Annotated in this window: 12 protein-coding genes; 3 read left to right on the forward strand and 9 right to left on the reverse strand. The window is 71.0% G+C overall.

All coding sequences use genetic code 11. The features are described from left to right. The first annotated feature begins 257 nt into the window (after nt 1–257). Both ACIOKD_RS17325 and ACIOKD_RS17330 read left to right on the forward strand, forming a co-directional pair. On the forward strand, nt 258–1,376 hold the full coding sequence (locus ACIOKD_RS17325) for a sensor histidine kinase (protein WP_402084359.1): 1,119 nt from the start codon (nt 258–260) through the stop codon (nt 1,374–1,376). 307 nt (nt 1,377–1,683) lie between these two features. After that, nucleotides 1,684–3,921, forward strand: coding sequence for a hypothetical protein (locus ACIOKD_RS17330; RefSeq protein WP_402084202.1), 2,238 nt, complete (start codon nt 1,684–1,686; stop codon nt 3,919–3,921). Nucleotides 3,922–3,943: 22 nt separating this feature from the next. Here the strand turns inward: ACIOKD_RS17330 and ccsB are convergent, their stop codons facing one another. The 7 genes from ccsB to hemL all read right to left on the reverse strand — a co-directional run bounded on the left by ccsB (nt 3,944) and on the right by hemL (nt 12,011). Next, nucleotides 3,944–5,062 (reverse strand): c-type cytochrome biogenesis protein CcsB, encoded by a 1,119-nt coding sequence (ccsB, locus tag ACIOKD_RS17335; RefSeq protein WP_402084205.1) that lies wholly within the window; start codon nt 5,060–5,062, stop codon nt 3,944–3,946. Continuing rightward, entirely contained in the window at nt 5,059–6,933 is a 1,875-nt protein-coding gene (locus tag ACIOKD_RS17340) for a cytochrome c biogenesis protein ResB (RefSeq protein ID WP_402084208.1), read from the reverse strand. Before ACIOKD_RS17340 ends, ccsB begins: the two co-directional genes overlap by 4 nt. Nucleotides 6,934–6,936: 3 nt before the next feature. Beyond that, on the reverse strand, nt 6,937–7,704 hold the full coding sequence (locus ACIOKD_RS17345) for a cytochrome c biogenesis CcdA family protein (protein WP_402084212.1): 768 nt from the start codon (nt 7,702–7,704) through the stop codon (nt 6,937–6,939). Nucleotides 7,705–7,710: 6 nt separating this feature from the next. Beyond that, complete coding sequence (locus tag ACIOKD_RS17350) at nt 7,711–8,334, reverse strand: TlpA family protein disulfide reductase (RefSeq protein ID WP_402084215.1); 624 nt, start codon at nt 8,332–8,334, stop codon at nt 7,711–7,713. Nucleotides 8,335–8,388: 54 nt separating this feature from the next. Further along, complete coding sequence (locus ACIOKD_RS17355) at nt 8,389–9,633, reverse strand: hypothetical protein (protein ID WP_402084218.1); 1,245 nt, start codon at nt 9,631–9,633, stop codon at nt 8,389–8,391. 387 nt (nt 9,634–10,020) lie between these two features. Beyond that, nucleotides 10,021–10,695 carry a histidine phosphatase family protein gene (locus ACIOKD_RS17360; RefSeq protein WP_402084221.1) on the reverse strand — a complete coding sequence of 225 codons (675 nt, stop codon included), beginning with the start codon at nt 10,693–10,695 and terminating at the stop codon, nt 10,021–10,023. After that, the gene (gene hemL, locus ACIOKD_RS17365; protein ID WP_402084224.1) at nt 10,692–12,011 is read right to left on the reverse strand and encodes a glutamate-1-semialdehyde 2,1-aminomutase; all 1,320 of its coding nucleotides are present in this window, start codon (nt 12,009–12,011) and stop codon (nt 10,692–10,694) included. The genes ACIOKD_RS17360 and hemL overlap by 4 nt, the downstream gene beginning before the upstream one ends. A gap of 139 nt (nt 12,012–12,150) precedes the next feature. Here hemL and ACIOKD_RS17370 point away from each other — a divergent pair, with 139 nt between their 5' ends. Beyond that, complete coding sequence (locus ACIOKD_RS17370) at nt 12,151–12,813, forward strand: hypothetical protein (RefSeq protein WP_402084227.1); 663 nt, start codon at nt 12,151–12,153, stop codon at nt 12,811–12,813. 141 nt (nt 12,814–12,954) lie between these two features. Here ACIOKD_RS17370 and ACIOKD_RS17375 read toward each other — a convergent pair whose 3' ends face one another. Together ACIOKD_RS17375 and ACIOKD_RS17380 are read right to left on the reverse strand one after the other, a co-directional pair. Further along, nucleotides 12,955–14,268 carry an FtsX-like permease family protein gene (locus tag ACIOKD_RS17375; RefSeq protein WP_402084362.1) on the reverse strand — a complete coding sequence of 438 codons (1,314 nt, stop codon included), beginning with the start codon at nt 14,266–14,268 and terminating at the stop codon, nt 12,955–12,957. A gap of 14 nt (nt 14,269–14,282) precedes the next feature. Beyond that, a complete protein-coding gene (locus tag ACIOKD_RS17380; RefSeq protein ID WP_402084364.1) occupies nt 14,283–15,020 on the reverse strand; it encodes an ABC transporter ATP-binding protein in 738 nt (245 codons plus the stop codon). Nucleotides 15,021–15,106 lie beyond the last annotated feature (86 nt).

Below are 15,106 nucleotides of genomic sequence, written 5' to 3' on the forward strand. Positions count from 1 at the left end.
AATGCCCGGTGGATCAGCGCGCGGCGTCAGATGCGGTGCATCGCAAGGCGCCGGGTCACCCTCATACCGGGTGTATTCGGGTGATCCGGCAACGCCGCGAGGTGCCGTAGCTGTCGTCGTGCGCCCGCCGGGCATTACGGGACAGCCCTTAGGCTTGGCCGGCGTTCGGCGGGCCGGGGGTGCCCCGGGGACACGGCGGCCGGACGGGGAGGAGCGGAACACGCGTGATCCGGGTTCGGGCAGCGGTGGGCGACGAGATGCCGGTGCGGGGCCCCGTGAGAGCCGTACCGGCCGACGCGTTGCTCGTCGCCCTCGCGGCCGTGGACGTGGGGCTCCAGCTCGACCACTACACCCCGCTGGAGTCGGCCCTCTCGGCCGCCGCCTGTGCGGCGCTGGTCGTGCGGCGGCGCTTCCCCCTGGCGGTGTTCCTGCTGTCGCTGCCCGCCGCGTTGTTCTCGTCGGTCGTGGTGGCGCCCCTGGCCGCCCTCTACACCCTGGCCGAACGCAGCCGGGGCCGGCGGCTGCTCGTCGTCTGCGCCATCGCGTCGGCGCTGGCCTCCACGCTGCCGTGGCCGCTGTCGTGGCCGCTGTCGCAGTACACGCGGGACGACCGCTTCTGGACGTTCGTGGACTTCGTCTATCTGCTGGCGACGGCCGCCGCGCCGGTCTTCCTGGGCCAGTTGGTGCAGGCCAGACGCGATGCCGCCGACCGGCTCGCCGAGGTCGAGGAGGCACGGGAACACGAGCGCCGGCTGCACGCCCAGAGCGTCCTGGCCCGCGAACGGGCCCAACTGGCACGGGAGATGCACGATGTCGTCTCCCACCAGGTGAGCCTCATCGCCGTACGGGCCGGGGCCCTCCAGGTCGGCGCGAAGGACACCGAGACGCGCGAGGCGGCCCGCGCGATCCGCGGGCTCAGCGTGACCACCCTCGACGAACTGCGGCACATGGTCACGCTGTTGCGCGACTCCGGCGGCCGTACGGTGGAACCGTCGGCGCAGCCGACCCTGGCCGATCTGCGGGAACTGATCGACACCAGCGGTATCGAGGTGACGCTGAAGGGCGAACTGCCGTCCGGCATCGGGGCACCGGCCGAGCGCGCGGTCTACCGGACCGTGCAGGAGGCCCTGACGAACGTACGCAAGCACGCGCCCGGCGCCACCGCGACGGTGTGTCTGTGGCACGAGGGCGACGGGCTGGGCGTGACGGTCGTCAACACCCCGCCGACCCGCCCTCTGCTCGAACTGCCGGGCTCGCGCGTCGGGTTGATAGGCCTCGGCGAACGGGCGGAGAACCTCGCGGGCTCCTTCGAGGCCGGCCCCACCGCCGACGGCGGCTACGGAGTACGACTGGGCCTGCCCGCGACGACCGACTGAACCACCGGCATCGACGGCAGGCGCCCCCGACACCGGCGGGGGCTCGTACCGCGGCCGGCCGGGTGGCGTACGAACCCGTCGGCTCCCATGTGTACCTGCGGTACCTGCGGTCGGAACTCGACTCGATCACCGTGAACCGAACCGGGCCCGGTCGGACCCCGTCGGCGGCGCCGACATTTCCGTAAGCCCGCGGACATCATCCGATCCACTCCGAAGCAACGCCCCCTGGCCGTCCCACGGTTGGTACACCTCACCTCTACGAGAACCGGACCCACGGGTCCCAGCACGGGTCCCAGGGAGAGATGCGGTGCGCGGACGGCTGTACGGCCGAGGGGCTTTGTTCGACACGGAGCCGCCCGGCCTCGCTCCACGGCTCGTCGGCCTGCGCCCGTTCCAGCACGGGCCCAGTCCCTGCGAACACCCGAAGGACATCCCCTTCGTGGTGTTCGCCGGGGCCCGCGGGCTCGGCAAGAGCGCGGTGCTGGCGGAGCTGCGTGCCGCGTACGAGGGTCAAACACCCCTCGCGCTGATCGACTGCGAGGCGGACCGGTTCGCGGGACCTCCCGCGGGACGGCCGCACGAGGTCTGGTCGCCCGTGTCACAGGCGCTGGTGACGATCGCCGAGCAGCTCGCGGAGCCGGTGGCCGACGCGGGGCGGATCCCGTTCCCACGGCTCGCGGCGGGCCTGCTCGCCGTGGCGGCGGGCGGCTGGAACGACCGGGACGTGCCCCGCATCCGCCGGGAGGCCGAACGGATCCTGCTGCTGAACGACACGGGATCCTGGGTCGGTGGGCACACGAGCCGCTGGGTCGGCCGGGTCTCGGCCCGCCTCACCGACCCGCTCACCGGCCCGCTGCCGGGTACGGGTCCGGTGGTCGAGCCGGTGGTCGAGGCCGCCCTGGAGACGTTCTCCGAGGGGGTCTCGCCCGCGCACCGCCGGCTGCGGAAGGCCGCGGCCTGGTACCGCGACCACCCGAACGCCGACGGCAACCAGAAGCTCGGACTCCTCCTTCTCTCCGGCCACTTCAGGGCGGGCGGCGACCCCCGTACCCACGCCGAGGGCCATCTCGTACGGGCCCTGCTGGCCGATCTCGACGACGCGTACGGCGGCCCGCTGCCGCGCGGGCACCGGTCCGGGCGTCCGGTGGTCCTCATCGACAACGCGCAGACCGCGCCGGGCATCGGGCTGATCGGAGCGGTACTGCGGGACCGGGCCGACGGCATCGCCGACCGGGTGGCGTTCTTCGCCGGACTGCGCGGGCACGGTCATCCGGCCCTGCGCAACGCGACCCGCGGCACCCTGTCCGAGCTGGCCCGCACGAGCGGCTGGGAGCCCGGCGGCACGGCCTCGTCGCGGGCGCTGCTCGTACCGCTGTCACCGCTGTCACCCGACGAGACCCCGCGCGTCGTCGAGGCGGCCTGCCGGGGCCTCGCCGTACCGTCCCGGCTCCCGGGCGCCGCCCACCGGCTGACCGGCGGCAGCCCGCTTGGTACGACGCTGTTCGCCGAGTCAGCCCGGCAGAACCTGCCCCGGGGTGCCGGCACCCCCGGCGAACTGCTCACCGCGGACCTCGTACCGCAGAAGGCGCAGGAGGCGCAGGAGGCGCGCGAGAAGCGCGAGAAGCACGAGGCGTGTGACGGCCGGCCCGCCTACCGTGAGCTTCTCGACCGGCTGGTGCCGGACGGTCGCCGGGACGAGCCGGCGCTGCTGGCCGTGGCCCACGACCGCGAGTCGGCGTGCGCGCTGGCCGCGGCCCGGCTCCCCGGCGACTTCGGCGCGGTGGGGGTCCTGGCCCTGGAGGCCCGGCTCGCCGAGGAGGGCGTGCCCTCGGTCCCCGGCCAGTTCGTCGGCGACCCGTTCCTGCGGGCTCTGCTCCTCCTCGACCTGCACCGCAGGGAACCGGACCACGGCACCTGGAAGGCCGCCCACCGCACACTCGTCGCCCACTACACGGACATTCCGGCCGCGCCGGACGGCCCGGGGGACGGCTCCTGCGACAGCTCCTGCGACAGCTCGGGGCACGACTCCTCGGGGTCGCGGGAGCAGCGGACCCTCTACCGGCTCCAGCACGAACTCGCCCTCGGAGCCGCCGAACCGGCCGTCACGTATCTGCGCGACACCTTCCCCCGTCACGACCCGAGGGCGTGGCTGCGGGCGCTGCTCTTCCTCGCGTCGGCCCCGTACCACCCCGCCCGCCCCGCACCCGTCCCGGACGGATACGGCGGCGCCGCGTCCGACGCCCGCACCCGGGTCGCGCTCGGTCGCGTCGGCACCGGCCCGCCACCGCCCCAGGGCGCGGACACCGCCCTGCACCTGCGGATACGCCGGCTCCTGTACGGGGTCTGGCAGGTCACCGACCCGCTGGCGCTGCCCGACCCGGTCGTCGCCGAGCGGCTGCGGTCCGAGCTGGAGCATCTGTCGAGGCTCCGGCTCACGGACGTGGAGCCGCTGCTGCGGGCCTCCGTGCACTGGCCCGAGGACGCCCTGTCCGGCCGCCCTCTCCGCCACGCCCGGACCACGCCCGGACCCCTGACCAGACCCTGACCAGACCCTGACCAGACCCTGACTAGACCCCGGCGTAGGAGTGCTTGCCGGTGACGAAGATGTTGACCCCGTAGTAGTTGAACAGCCAGCAGGCGAAGGCGGCGAGCGCGATGTACGCGGCCTTGCGGCCCTTCCAGCCGGCCGTGGCACGGGCGTGCAGATAGCAGGCGTAGGCGACCCAGGTGATGAACGACCAGGTCTCCTTGGGGTCCCAGCCCCAGTAGCGGCCCCACGCGTCGCCCGCCCAGATGGCACCGGCGATGATCGTGAACGTCCACAGCGGGAAGACGGCGGCGTTCACGCGGTACGAGAACTTGTCGAGCGAGGCCGAGGCGGGCAGCCGCTCCAGCACGGAGGTCGCGAAACGGCCCGGCTTGCCGCCGGTCGCGAGCTTGTTCTCGTAGCTGTCCTTGAAGAGGTACAGGATCGTGCCGACCGCGCCCACGTAGAAGACCGCGCCGCAGAAGATCGCCGTGGAGACGTGGATGTACAGCCAGTACGAGTGGAGCGCGGGCACCAGCTGGTCGCTCGCCGTGTACAGGACGGTGACGGCGAGACCGAGGTCCAGGAGGACCGTGGTCACCAGGAAGAGGCCCATCCAGCGGACGTTCTTCTTCATCGCCAGCAGCGCGAGATACACACCGACGGCGACGGTGGAGAAGGTGATGTTGAACTCGTACATGTTGCCCCACGGCGCCCGCTGCACCGACAGGGCGCGTGCGAGCACACCGCCGAACGCGATGAGGAAGGCGAGCACGGTGAGGGAGATGGCGATCCGGCCGTACAGGTCGCCCTGCGCGTCACCGCCGTGCGCGCCGGGCCCGTCCGGCACGTCCCGCGCGCCGGCCGCGGCCCGCGTGACGACCTTGGGCCGCTCCAGCACGGCGGTGCCGCCCGCGGTCTGGACGGTGACCGCCGGGGCGGTCGCCTTCTTGCCGGCCCGGTCGGCGGTCAGCGCGGCGGCCGTACGGCCGACCTTGCTGCGGCTGCCGAGGAGCCATTCGGCGATGTACGCGAAGAAGGCCAGCGTGTAGACGGCCATCGCGGAGTAGATCAGCGTGTTGCTGACGTTCGCGAGGTGCTCGTTGGTCGCGGCGGCCAGGTCGGTTGCGGCGAGGTCGGTTGCGGCGGCGAGAGTCACTTCGTCTCAGCCCCTTCGGCAGGTACGGCGGGAGGTTCGGGGGTGGGTGCGGGGGTGGGTTCGGAGGTGGGTGTCTCGTTCTCGGAGGCTGCGGTGTCCGGGCCGGGGCCCGGGGTGTCGGGTACGCCAGGCGCCAGGTCGTACAGATGGCCGGCCAGGGCGCCCAGCTCCTCGGGGACCTTGGCGGACTCGCTGCGGCCGAGGCCCGCCATCTCGACGACCGTGACCCCGTCGGGGCCGGTCACGGCCCGCACCCACACCCGGCGGCGCTGGATGAAGAGGGAGGCGGCCAGGCCGAAGATGGCGCCGAAGGCACCGGTGAGGGCCCAGCCGGCCCCGGGCTGTCGGGTGGTCTGAAAGTTCGCCCACTCCTTGACCCCCTTCTCGAAGGTGATCGAGCCGGCGCCGTTCGGGAGCCGCATGGTCTCGCCCGGCTTCAGGTTCTCCCGCAGCTGCTTGCCCTTGGAGTCCTTGAACTCCTTCATGTTCTTCTTGTCGAGCTGGTACACGCTCTGCGGCAGGCCCGCGTCGACCCCGAGGTCGCCGTGGTACGCCGCCAGGTTCAGCACCGGGTTCAGCAGCGCCGGGAACTGCGAGACCACCGCGGTGCCGTCGCCGCCGTACGCCGGGAGGAAGAAGGCCTGGAAGCCGAGCTGCTCCTGCTTCCCCTCGGCGTCCTTGTAGCCGTCCATGACCTTGATCGCGCCGGTCGAGGTGACGTTCGAGTCGAGCGGCAGCAGCGGCACGGCCTGCTGGTAGACGATGTCGCCCCTGCCGTCCCGGACGGTGACGACGGGCGCGTAGCCGTGGGCGGTGAGGTAGACCTTCGAGTCGTCGATGTCCAGCGGCTCGTTGACCTTGACGGTCTTCTTCTGCTCCTTGCCGTCCGCGCCCACGCTGTAGTCGACTTTCGCCTGGTACGTGCGCGGCGTGCCCTTGTTGGGCCCCGTCTCCTCGTACGTGCCCTCGAAGTCCTCCAGGACGAAGCTGAAGGGCTCCAGGTCGTTCGTGTCGAAGAGGCTGCCCGACTTGAAGTCGTCGTACTGCGTGAGCGTGTTGGCGAACCCGTCGCCCTCGACGATCAGTTTGTTGCCCTCGGACTTGAAGAGCTGGCCCCAGGCGAAGGCGACCAGCATCACGATCAGCGCGATGTGGAAGGCGAGGTTGCCGACCTCGCGGAGGTAGCCCTTCTCGGCGGCGACCGCGTCCCCGTCGAGGTGGGCACGGAAGCGCCGCTTCTTCAGCAGCCGCAGCGCCTCGTCCCTGACCTCCTCGGGCCCGGCCTCGGTCCGCCAGGTCGTGTACGCGGGCAGCCGGGTCAGCAGGCGCGGGGCGCGCGGCGGCCGGCCGCGCAACTGGCCGACGAACTGCCAGGTGCGGGGCACGATGCAGCCGATGAGCGAGATGAAGAGCAGGATGTAGATCGCGGAGAACCAGGCGGAGCTGTAGACGTGGAACAGCCCGAGCTTCTCGTAGAGAGGCCCGATCGTGGTGTGCCGGGACAGGAAGTCGGCCACCTTCGTCTCGTCGGTCCCGGACTGCGGGATCAGCGAGCCGGGGATCGCGCCGAGGGACAGCAGGAAGAGCAGGATCAGCGCGACCCGCATCGAGGTCAGCTGCCGCCAGATCCAGCGGGCCCAGCCGATGACCTCGCGGCCGGTCCACGCGAGCAGTCCCGTGGCGCCCGGCGTACGCGCGCCGCCGAAGGAGCCGGGCATGACCGTCTCCCGGGGCGCGGTGGACAACTGGGCCCCGGCCGCACCGAGATCGCCGGCGTCCCGCCCGGCACTGTCGTTCTCACCAGTGCCTCGGTTGCCGTCCCTGCCGTCCCTGCCGTCGGTCCGCACGTCGGTGTCCCGTGTCGTGCCCATGAATCAGATCCCTACCGTGAAGCCGTCGGACCAGCCCTGCATCTCCTGCACGATGCCGTCCCACGCGCCGGTCAGCAGGAGCAGACCGGTCGCGATCATCATTGCGCCGCCGATCCGCATGACCCACACGTAGTGGCGCTTGACCCAGCCGAAGGCGCCGAGCGCCTTGCGGAAGGCGACGGCGGCGACGACGAAGGGCACGCCGAGACCGACGCAGTACGCGACCGTCAGTATGGCCCCGCGACCGGCGCTCGCCTGGTCGGACGAGAGCGCCAGCACGGAGGCGAGCGTCGGTCCGATGCACGGCGTCCAGCCGATCCCGAAGAGCGCGCCCAGCAGAGGCGCCCCGACCAGGCCGGCGACAGGACGCTTGTGGAAGCGGAACTCGCGCTGGGTCAGCCAGGGCATCATCCCCAGGAAGAACACACCCATGAGGACCATGAGGACGCCGAGCACCTTGGACATCGTGTCCTTGTGCTCCTGCAGGGTCGAACCGAAGTAGCCGAAGAGCGCCCCGCCGGAGACGAACACGGCGGTGAAGCCGAGCACGAACAGCGAGGCCCCGGCGACCATCCGGCCGCGTCGCGCCTCGGCCAGGTCGGTGCCGCTGACCCCGGTGACGTACGACAGATAGCCGGGCACGAGCGGCAGTACGCACGGGGAGAAGAAGGAGACGAGCCCGCCGAGCAGGGCGATCGGAATGGCGAGCACCAGCGCCCCGTCGAGGACGGTCCGGTTGAGGTCGGTGCCCGCGGCCACGAGAAGAGACACGAGCGGTCACTTCTCCGCGAGGATCGGCTTGAGCATCTTGCGCAGATTGTCCTCGCTGAGCGCGGACAGCGACCGGGAGGCGACCTTCCCGTCCCGGTCGAGGACGAGCGTGGAGGGGATCGTCTGCGGGTTGAGCGTGCCCTTCTTGAAGCGGAGCATCAGCTTGCCCGTCGGGTCGTACAGACTCGGGTACTCGACGCCGTGCGCCTTCTCGAAGGCGATCGCCGGGGTGGTGCTGGTGTCCCGGGTGTTGATGCCGACGAACTGCACGCCCTGGTCCTTGAGGTCCTCGGAGACCTTGACGAAGTTCTTGGCCTCCAGGCGGCACGGGCCGCACCAGGAGCCCCAGACGTTCAGGACGACGATCTTGCCCTTGTAGTCGGCCACGTCGAGCTGCTTGCCGTCGATCGTCCTGCCCGACAGCTCGGGCGCCTGTGCGCGGCTGCCCTTGCCGACCGTGGCGATGCCGTCGGAGCCGGTGACGAAACCGGTGTCACCCGACCCGCCGGACTTGCCCCCGGAGCCGCACGCGGACAGCAGCAGCGCCGCGGCGACGGCCGCTCCGGTCAGTACGGCGGCGCGGCTACGGGTCCGGTCGGTGCGCTGGACGGCACGGCTGGCGGCACTCATGTGAAAAGTTTCGCATGTCCGTTCCGGGGATCTTGCGCACCCCCCTCGCGGGGTTCAGGCGGCCTGGTCCCGACCGAGGAAGGCCTTCCAGCCACCGGCCGGCTCCTGCCCCACAGCCAGCGACCTCAGCTTCTCCAGCACGGCCGCGTCCTGCACGTCGAGCCAGTCCACGAACTGGCGGAACGACACCAGGCGTACGTCCTTCTTGCCCGCGATGTGCTTCAGCGCGTTCTCGACGGCGTCCATGTAGATGCCGCCGTTCCACTCCTCGAAGTGGTTGCCTATGAAGAAGGGCGCGCGGTTCGTCTCGTAGGTACGCGTGAAGCCCGCTATGTACGAGTCGGTCGCCTGCCTGCGCCAGGCCGGGTAGTTGGCGGGCGGGGCCTGGGTCGAGTTCACCGACTGGTTCGCGAGGATGTTGTAGTCCATGGAGAGGACCTCGAAGGTGTGCCCGGGGAAGGGCATCGCCTGGAGCGGCAGGTCCCAGACGCCCTCCTTCCTGCCCGGCCAGACCTGGGTGCCGCCGGGCGAGGAGGCGTCGTAGCGCCAGCCGAGCTCGCGGGCGGTGGGCAGCAGGTTGTCCTGGCCCTTCAGGCAGGGGGTGCGACCGCCGACGAGTTCCTTCTCGTAGTCGAAGGGCAGCGAGGGCACCTCCTTCTCGCTCCAGCCCGTGTTCGTACGCCACTCCTTGACGAAGGCCTTCGCCTGGTCGATCTCGCTGCGCCACTGGGCCGGCGTCCAGTTCTCCACCGTGCCGGTGCCGCCGCAGAAGTGGCCGTTGAAGTGGGTGCCGATCTCGTGTCCGTCGAGCCAGGCCCGCCGGAGGTTCTTCAGCGTCGACTTGATGTGGTCGTCCGTCAGATAACCGATGTCGGACGCACCCGGCGCGTTGTTCGGCGGAAGGTACTTGCGCTTTTTCGACTCGGGCAGGAGATAGAGCCCGGAGAGAAAGAACGTCATTCGCGCGTCGTGCTCTTCGGCGAGCTTCAGGAATCGCTCGAAGAGTCCGTTGCCGACGTCTCCCGCACCGTCCCAGGAAAAGACGACGAACTGCGGCGGGGTTTCGCCGGGTTGCAGGGGAACGGGCTTCTCGGGCTGCTTGGGCTGCTTTCCGGTGAAGGTGGTGGAGCCGTCGCCGAGAGGGCGGGCGGGACGGCCGCCACCACTGTCACCAGGCTTTCCGGAACCGCCGACGCCGTGGGAGCCGCCTCCGAGAGCGGTACCGCAGCCCGCGATCCCCATGGCAGCCGCGGCTCCGGCTCCGATCCCCAGCATTCCCCTTCGGCTGATGTCGCGCATTTCCGTCCCCATTCGTCGTGCTCGGCGCCCAAGCAATCTGGGCACAGAGTGAGAGGGCACGACGAACAGGGGGGTTCCCCCGCGCACTTAGATATTTCGGTGACTGTCCGATGGCGAACTTGTAACGAACAGAAGGGAACCGGGCCGCTCCGCGGCAGGGGGCACGGAGGTACGGAGTGTTGTTCGCCTGCGGACCCGGCCGGGGCTTGTCGCGCCGCGGGGTGGTTGGGGCCGGGGCGCGGCCCCGGCTTTCAGGGGCGCGGGGAACTGCGCGGCCCACCCCCACGCGCCCGCACGATGAGCACACGCCCGCACCATGAGAACGCACCCGCACCATGAGAACGCACCCGCACCAGTAGAACGAGCAAGCCGGGCGGAGCCGAAAAGCTACGCCCCGAAAGCCTTGGACTTACCCTTCACCGGCTTGGCCCCCGCCAGGAGATGCGCGGGCACAAGATCCCGGGCCGGCTCGGTGTACCCCACGGACACGATCTTGTCGCCCTGGTACGTGAACGTGGTCAGGGACGCCAGCGTGCACTGCCGCTTCCGCGGGTCGTGCCACAACCGCCGCCGCTCCACGAAGGATCGCAGGATCCAGATCGGCAGCTGATGGCTGACGCACACGGCCTCATGCCCCCGAGCCGCGTCCCGAGCCGCGTCCAGCGCCCCCATCATCCGTACGACCTGCTCCAGGTACGGCTCGCCCCAGGACGGCTTGAACGGGTTGACCAGGTGCTTCCAGTTCTCGGGCTTGCGCAGCGCCCCGTCCCCGACCCCGAAGGCCTTGCCCTGGAAGACGTTCTCCGCCTCGATCAGCCGCGCGTCGGTCGCGAGGTCGAGACCGTGCGTCTCGGCGACCGGCGTGGCCGTCTCGCGGGCCCGCTCCAGCGGGGAGGAGACGACGTGCGTGATGTCACGCGGTGCGAGGTGCTCGGCGACCCGCTCGGCCATCCGCTGCCCCAGCTCGGACAGGTGGTAGCCGGGCAGCCGCCCGTAGAGCAGTCCGTCCGGGTTCTCGACCTCGCCGTGCCGCATCACGTGTACGACGGTGATGTCACTCATACTGCCGTGGCCTCCGCTGCTGCCCGTGCCGCCGCCGGAAGGGCGTCGGCGATCCGCTGTACCGCCCGGTCGTCGTGCGCCGTCGACACGAACCAGGACTCGAACGACGACGGCGGCAGGTAGACGCCCCGCGCCAGCATCGAGTGGAAGAAGGCGTTGAAGCGGTACGACTCCTGCGTCTTCGCGTCCTCGTAATGACGTACGTCCTCCCCCGTGAAGAAGACGGAGAACATGTTGGACGCGTTCTGCAGTCTGTGCACCACACCTTCCTTGGTGAGGGCGTCCGTGACGAGCGTACGGATCTGCTCGGAGACCGCGTCGAGCCGGGTGTACGCGGCGTCGTCGAGCAGCCGCAGCTGGGCGAGGCCCGCGGCGGTCGCGACCGGGTTCCCGGACAGCGTGCCGGCCTGGTAGACGGGACCGACGGGCGCGAGGTGCCCCATCACGTCCTTGCGCCCGCCGAAAGCGGCGGCCGGGAAACCGCCGCCCATGACCTTGCCGAAGGTCATGAGGTCGGGCGCGACACCGTCCACCCCGTACCAGCCGGCCCGGCTCGTACGGAAGCCGGTCATGACCTCGTCGGAGATGTACAGGGCGCCGTCCGCCGCGCAGGCGTCCTTGAGTCCCTGGTTGAAGCCGGGCAGCGGCGGCACGACCCCCATGTTGCCGGGCGAGGCCTCGGTGATCACACAGGCGATCTCGCCGGGGTGCGCCCGGAAGGCCGCCCGCACGGCGTCGAGGTCGTTGTACGGCAGGACGATGGTGTCCCCGGCCTGGGCCCCGGTGACGCCCGGGGTGTCGGGCAGCGCGAAGGTGGCGAGGCCACTGCCCGCGGCAGCCAGCAGGGCGTCGACGTGTCCGTGGTAGCAGCCGGCGAACTTCACGACCTTGGCGCGCCCGGTGAACCCGCGCGCGAGACGGATGGCGGACATGGTCGCCTCGGTGCCGCTGGACACGAGCCGGACCTGCTCGACCGGTGCGACGCGGGCGACGATCTCCTCGGCGAGCGCGACCTCGCCCTCCCCCGGCGTACCGAAGGAGGTGCCGCGTGAGACGGCGGCCTGGACCGCCTCGATGACCTCGGGGTGGGAGTGGCCGAGGATCATCGGCCCCCAGGAACAAACGAGGTCCACATATTCCCTCCCGTCGGCATCCGTCAGGTATGGACCGTTACCGGACACCATGAACCGGGGCGTACCGCCCACGGCGCGGAACGCCCGGACGGGAGAGTTCACGCCGCCGGGCGTCACGGCCGCCGCACGGTCGAAGAGAGTCTGCGAAACTGGGGCTTCGTACGGATAGCTCACACGGACCATGGTGTCAGAGGCTGCGAAGATCCTGCGGACAGGTGTTTCAACGCACGTTTCGGCGTGCGGCCGTGGGGGAGGTCACTGTCACGATGATCGGGTTGCGTGGCGGGGGTCGCGAGCCCTGGAAAAGCAGTCGGGTGGAGATATGCATCGCGGTGGCGGACTGGGCGAGGGGACCGATGACCTCGGTCCTCGGCGTGCCCGGCGGGGGAAGCACCGGCGCGAGGCGGAAGCGGCCGAGGCACGGCAGACTCAAGGGTCGCAGGGCGAACCTGAGCGGATCGACCCGTCCGCGCGTATGGACGGTATGGACTACACGGACCGCGGGGCGGACCAGCTCAGGCCAGGAAGCAGCGGGAATGGTGGCCGGGTGGGGGTGACCTACAAATACTTCGGGGCTCCGGACGGCGCGACCGCCGCCCGCGTCCCCATCTCCATGCGCCCGGAGGAGCTCGGCGGCGACGAGCTCGGTATGAACGGCATGTTCACGAAGATCAAGCCGGAGACGATGGCCGCGATGGTCCTCACCGGCATCGAGGGCATACCCCTGAACAAGGTGCCCCCGCTCGAACTGGTCGTCCTCCACCCGGACTACGCCGTCGTCAGGCTTCCCATGACGGTCGTCGACCCGCTCCGCGGCATAGGCGAGGAGGCCGTGGGCGCGGCAGCCTTCATCTGGTCGACGGTCCCGGACCGCGGCGGCCCCCGCGACGCGTACAACGTCTACCAACTCCTCCACGAATGGCAGGACTTCAGCCACCGCCTCCATGAGGCGGGGCATCAGCCGTACTGTCTGGTCTGGCCCTGACCTTCAGGGGGCGCAGCCCCCAAGGGGCGCGGGGAACGGCGCAATCCTTTGGGGGCGCGGGGAACGGCGCAGTCTTTGATTCTCAGGGGCGCGGGGAACGGCGCGACCAGCCACGGCGGACCCGCACCCTCCAAGCGCACCCTAAGCGGCCAGCGCCACCGCGCTGATCGCCGGTGCCCGCAGCACCCGCCACGCGGTGACAAGGCTCGTCCCCATCGTCACCGCAACAGCCACCGCCACGACCCCGAGCCAGATCCCCAGCCCCTGGTCCGGCAGGACCGAGTCCGTGCGGACCGTGGTGAAGGAGATGATCCCGGCCAGCGCCGCCGCCGTACCGAAGAAGACGCCCGTCACCGTGAGGACCAGTGACTCGATGGCCACCATGCCGAGGACCTGCCCCGGAGTCGCCCCCGCGAGCCGCTGCTGCCCGAACTCCTTGCGCCGGTAAATCGTCGCCGCGTACAGGGAGTTGACCAGCATGATGCAGGAGAAGACCACGATGATGCCGACGACCGTGAGGTTGAGCGTTTCGAGGTTCTTCGCGTCGACCGACTTGGGGACACCCGCCGCGTCGATCGCGTCGTTCTCGACCGCCTGCATGTGGAGCGTGGCCGTGGCCATGCCGATGAAGAGGATCAACGGCACGAGCACACCGGACAGTTGGGCGGCCCGCACCCGCATGCCACGTACGGCGAGATAGCCGCTCGGACCCGTCAGCGGCAGCCGGCCGAGCAGCGCCCGTAGCAGCCTCGGCGACAGGAGCGCGAAGCCGACCGCGAGCAGGATCGAGCCGTACGCGGGCGGTGCCATCAGCGCGGCGTCCGTCGAGGAGACGGCGAAGGTGGCGCAGATCGACAGGGTGCCGAGGACCAGGGACGCGAGGGCGAGGAACCCGCGCCCTCTGCCCCGCGACCGGCGCCGGCCGGTGGTCGCCCGGCGCACCGCGAGGAACGCCGCCCCCGCCGCGGCGAGCACCGTGATGCCGAGGCCCGAGTACAGGGCGATGGGTCCGAAGGTGTGGTCGACGGACTCGTTGACCTGCCCGCTGTCCTGGAACACGTCGAGCAGGACCCGCCCGCCGAGCATCGCGGGGCCGACGGCGAGCAGCGCGCCCACCAGGGCGACGGCCACCGACTCCCCGACGACCATCCGCTTGATCTGCGCGGGCGTGGCCCCGGAGCAGCGCAGCAGCTCGATCTCGGCGGAGCGCTGGCGCACGTTCACCGTGAGGGTGGAGGCGACGGCGAAGAACACCAGGAGGGTGCCGTAGCCGCCGACGACGCCCGCCGCGGTGGACAGGGTCTCCGAACTGACGGAGTCGACACCCGGCGCACCGGCCGTGTCGTGCATCGAGTTGAACGTCATGATGATCGCCGCGCCCAGGAAGGCGGACAGCAGGGTCGCGGCGAAGCGCCCGGGGCGCTGCCGTACGGAACGCGTCGCCAGGGTGAGCACGGTGAACATCGCGGTCACGCCCCCGCCATCACGTCGTCGCCGAGGTGCGCGAGGCGCTCGGCCACCGCGTCCACGGTCGGCCGGGGCATCTCGCCCGCGAGCCGGCCGTCCGCGAGGAACAGCACCGAGTCGGCGTACGAGGCCGCGACCGGGTCGTGGGTCACCATGACGACCGTACGGCCGTGGAGGCGTACCGCGTCCTGGAGGAGCCGCAGGACGTCCCGCGCGCTGCGCGTGTCCAGGGCGCCGGTCGGCTCGTCCGCGAAGATCACGCTCGGCTCGGTCACCAGGGCGCGGGCGATGGCGACGCGCTGGCGCTGGCCGCCGGAGAGCTGGTCGGGCCGGTGGCCGAGGCGGTCGCCGAGACCGACGGCGGTCAGGGTCTCCCGCACCCGGTCCCGGTTGACGCGGCGCCGGGCGAGCTTCAGCGGCAGGACCGTGTTCTGCGCCACGGTGAGCGTGTCGAGCAGGTTGTACTGCTGGAAGACGAAGCCGATCCGGTTGCGGCGGAACTTCGTCAGTTCGGTCTCGGTGCCGCCGGTCATCTCCGCCCCGTCGACCATCACGATGCCGCTGTCGGGCCGGTCGAGTCCGGCCGCGCACTGCAGCAGCGTGGACTTGCCGGAGCCCGAGGGGCCCATCACGGCGGTGAAGGTGCCGCTCGCCAGGCTGAGCGTCACCTCGTCCAGCGCGGTCACGGAGCTGTCGTCGCTCCCGTACGTCTTGCTGACCTTGACCAGCCGCAGGGCCATCTCGGCGGCGCCCGCGCCGTGGTCGTGCGGACGTCGATCAGTGATACGTCGGTCGGTGGTACGTCGGTCGGTGCCGGTTCGGCGAA

Source organism: Streptomyces sp. NPDC087844, from assembly GCF_044742785.1.
Taxonomy (GTDB): Bacteria; Actinomycetota; Actinomycetes; order Streptomycetales; family Streptomycetaceae; genus Streptomyces.

Bases quoted from the DNA above. Each gene is read 5' to 3' on its own strand.
- ACIOKD_RS17355 (WP_402084218.1), bottom strand. From the start codon at position 9,633: ATGCGCGACATCAGCCGAAGGGGAATGCTGGGGATCGGAGCCGGAGCC.
- ACIOKD_RS17360 (WP_402084221.1), bottom strand. From the start codon at position 10,695: ATGAGTGACATCACCGTCGTACACGTGATGCGGCACGGCGAGGTCGAG.
- ACIOKD_RS17340 (WP_402084208.1), bottom strand. From the start codon at position 6,933: ATGGGCACGACACGGGACACCGACGTGCGGACCGACGGCAGGGACGGC.
- ACIOKD_RS17350 (WP_402084215.1), bottom strand. From the start codon at position 8,334: ATGAGTGCCGCCAGCCGTGCCGTCCAGCGCACCGACCGGACCCGTAGC.
- ACIOKD_RS17380 (WP_402084364.1), bottom strand. From the start codon at position 15,020: ATGGCCCTGCGGCTGGTCAAGGTCAGCAAGACGTACGGGAGCGACGAC.
- ACIOKD_RS17370 (WP_402084227.1), top strand. From the start codon at position 12,151: ATGCATCGCGGTGGCGGACTGGGCGAGGGGACCGATGACCTCGGTCCT.
- hemL (WP_402084224.1), bottom strand. From the start codon at position 12,011: ATGGTCCGTGTGAGCTATCCGTACGAAGCCCCAGTTTCGCAGACTCTC.
- ACIOKD_RS17325 (WP_402084359.1), top strand. From the start codon at position 258: ATGCCGGTGCGGGGCCCCGTGAGAGCCGTACCGGCCGACGCGTTGCTC.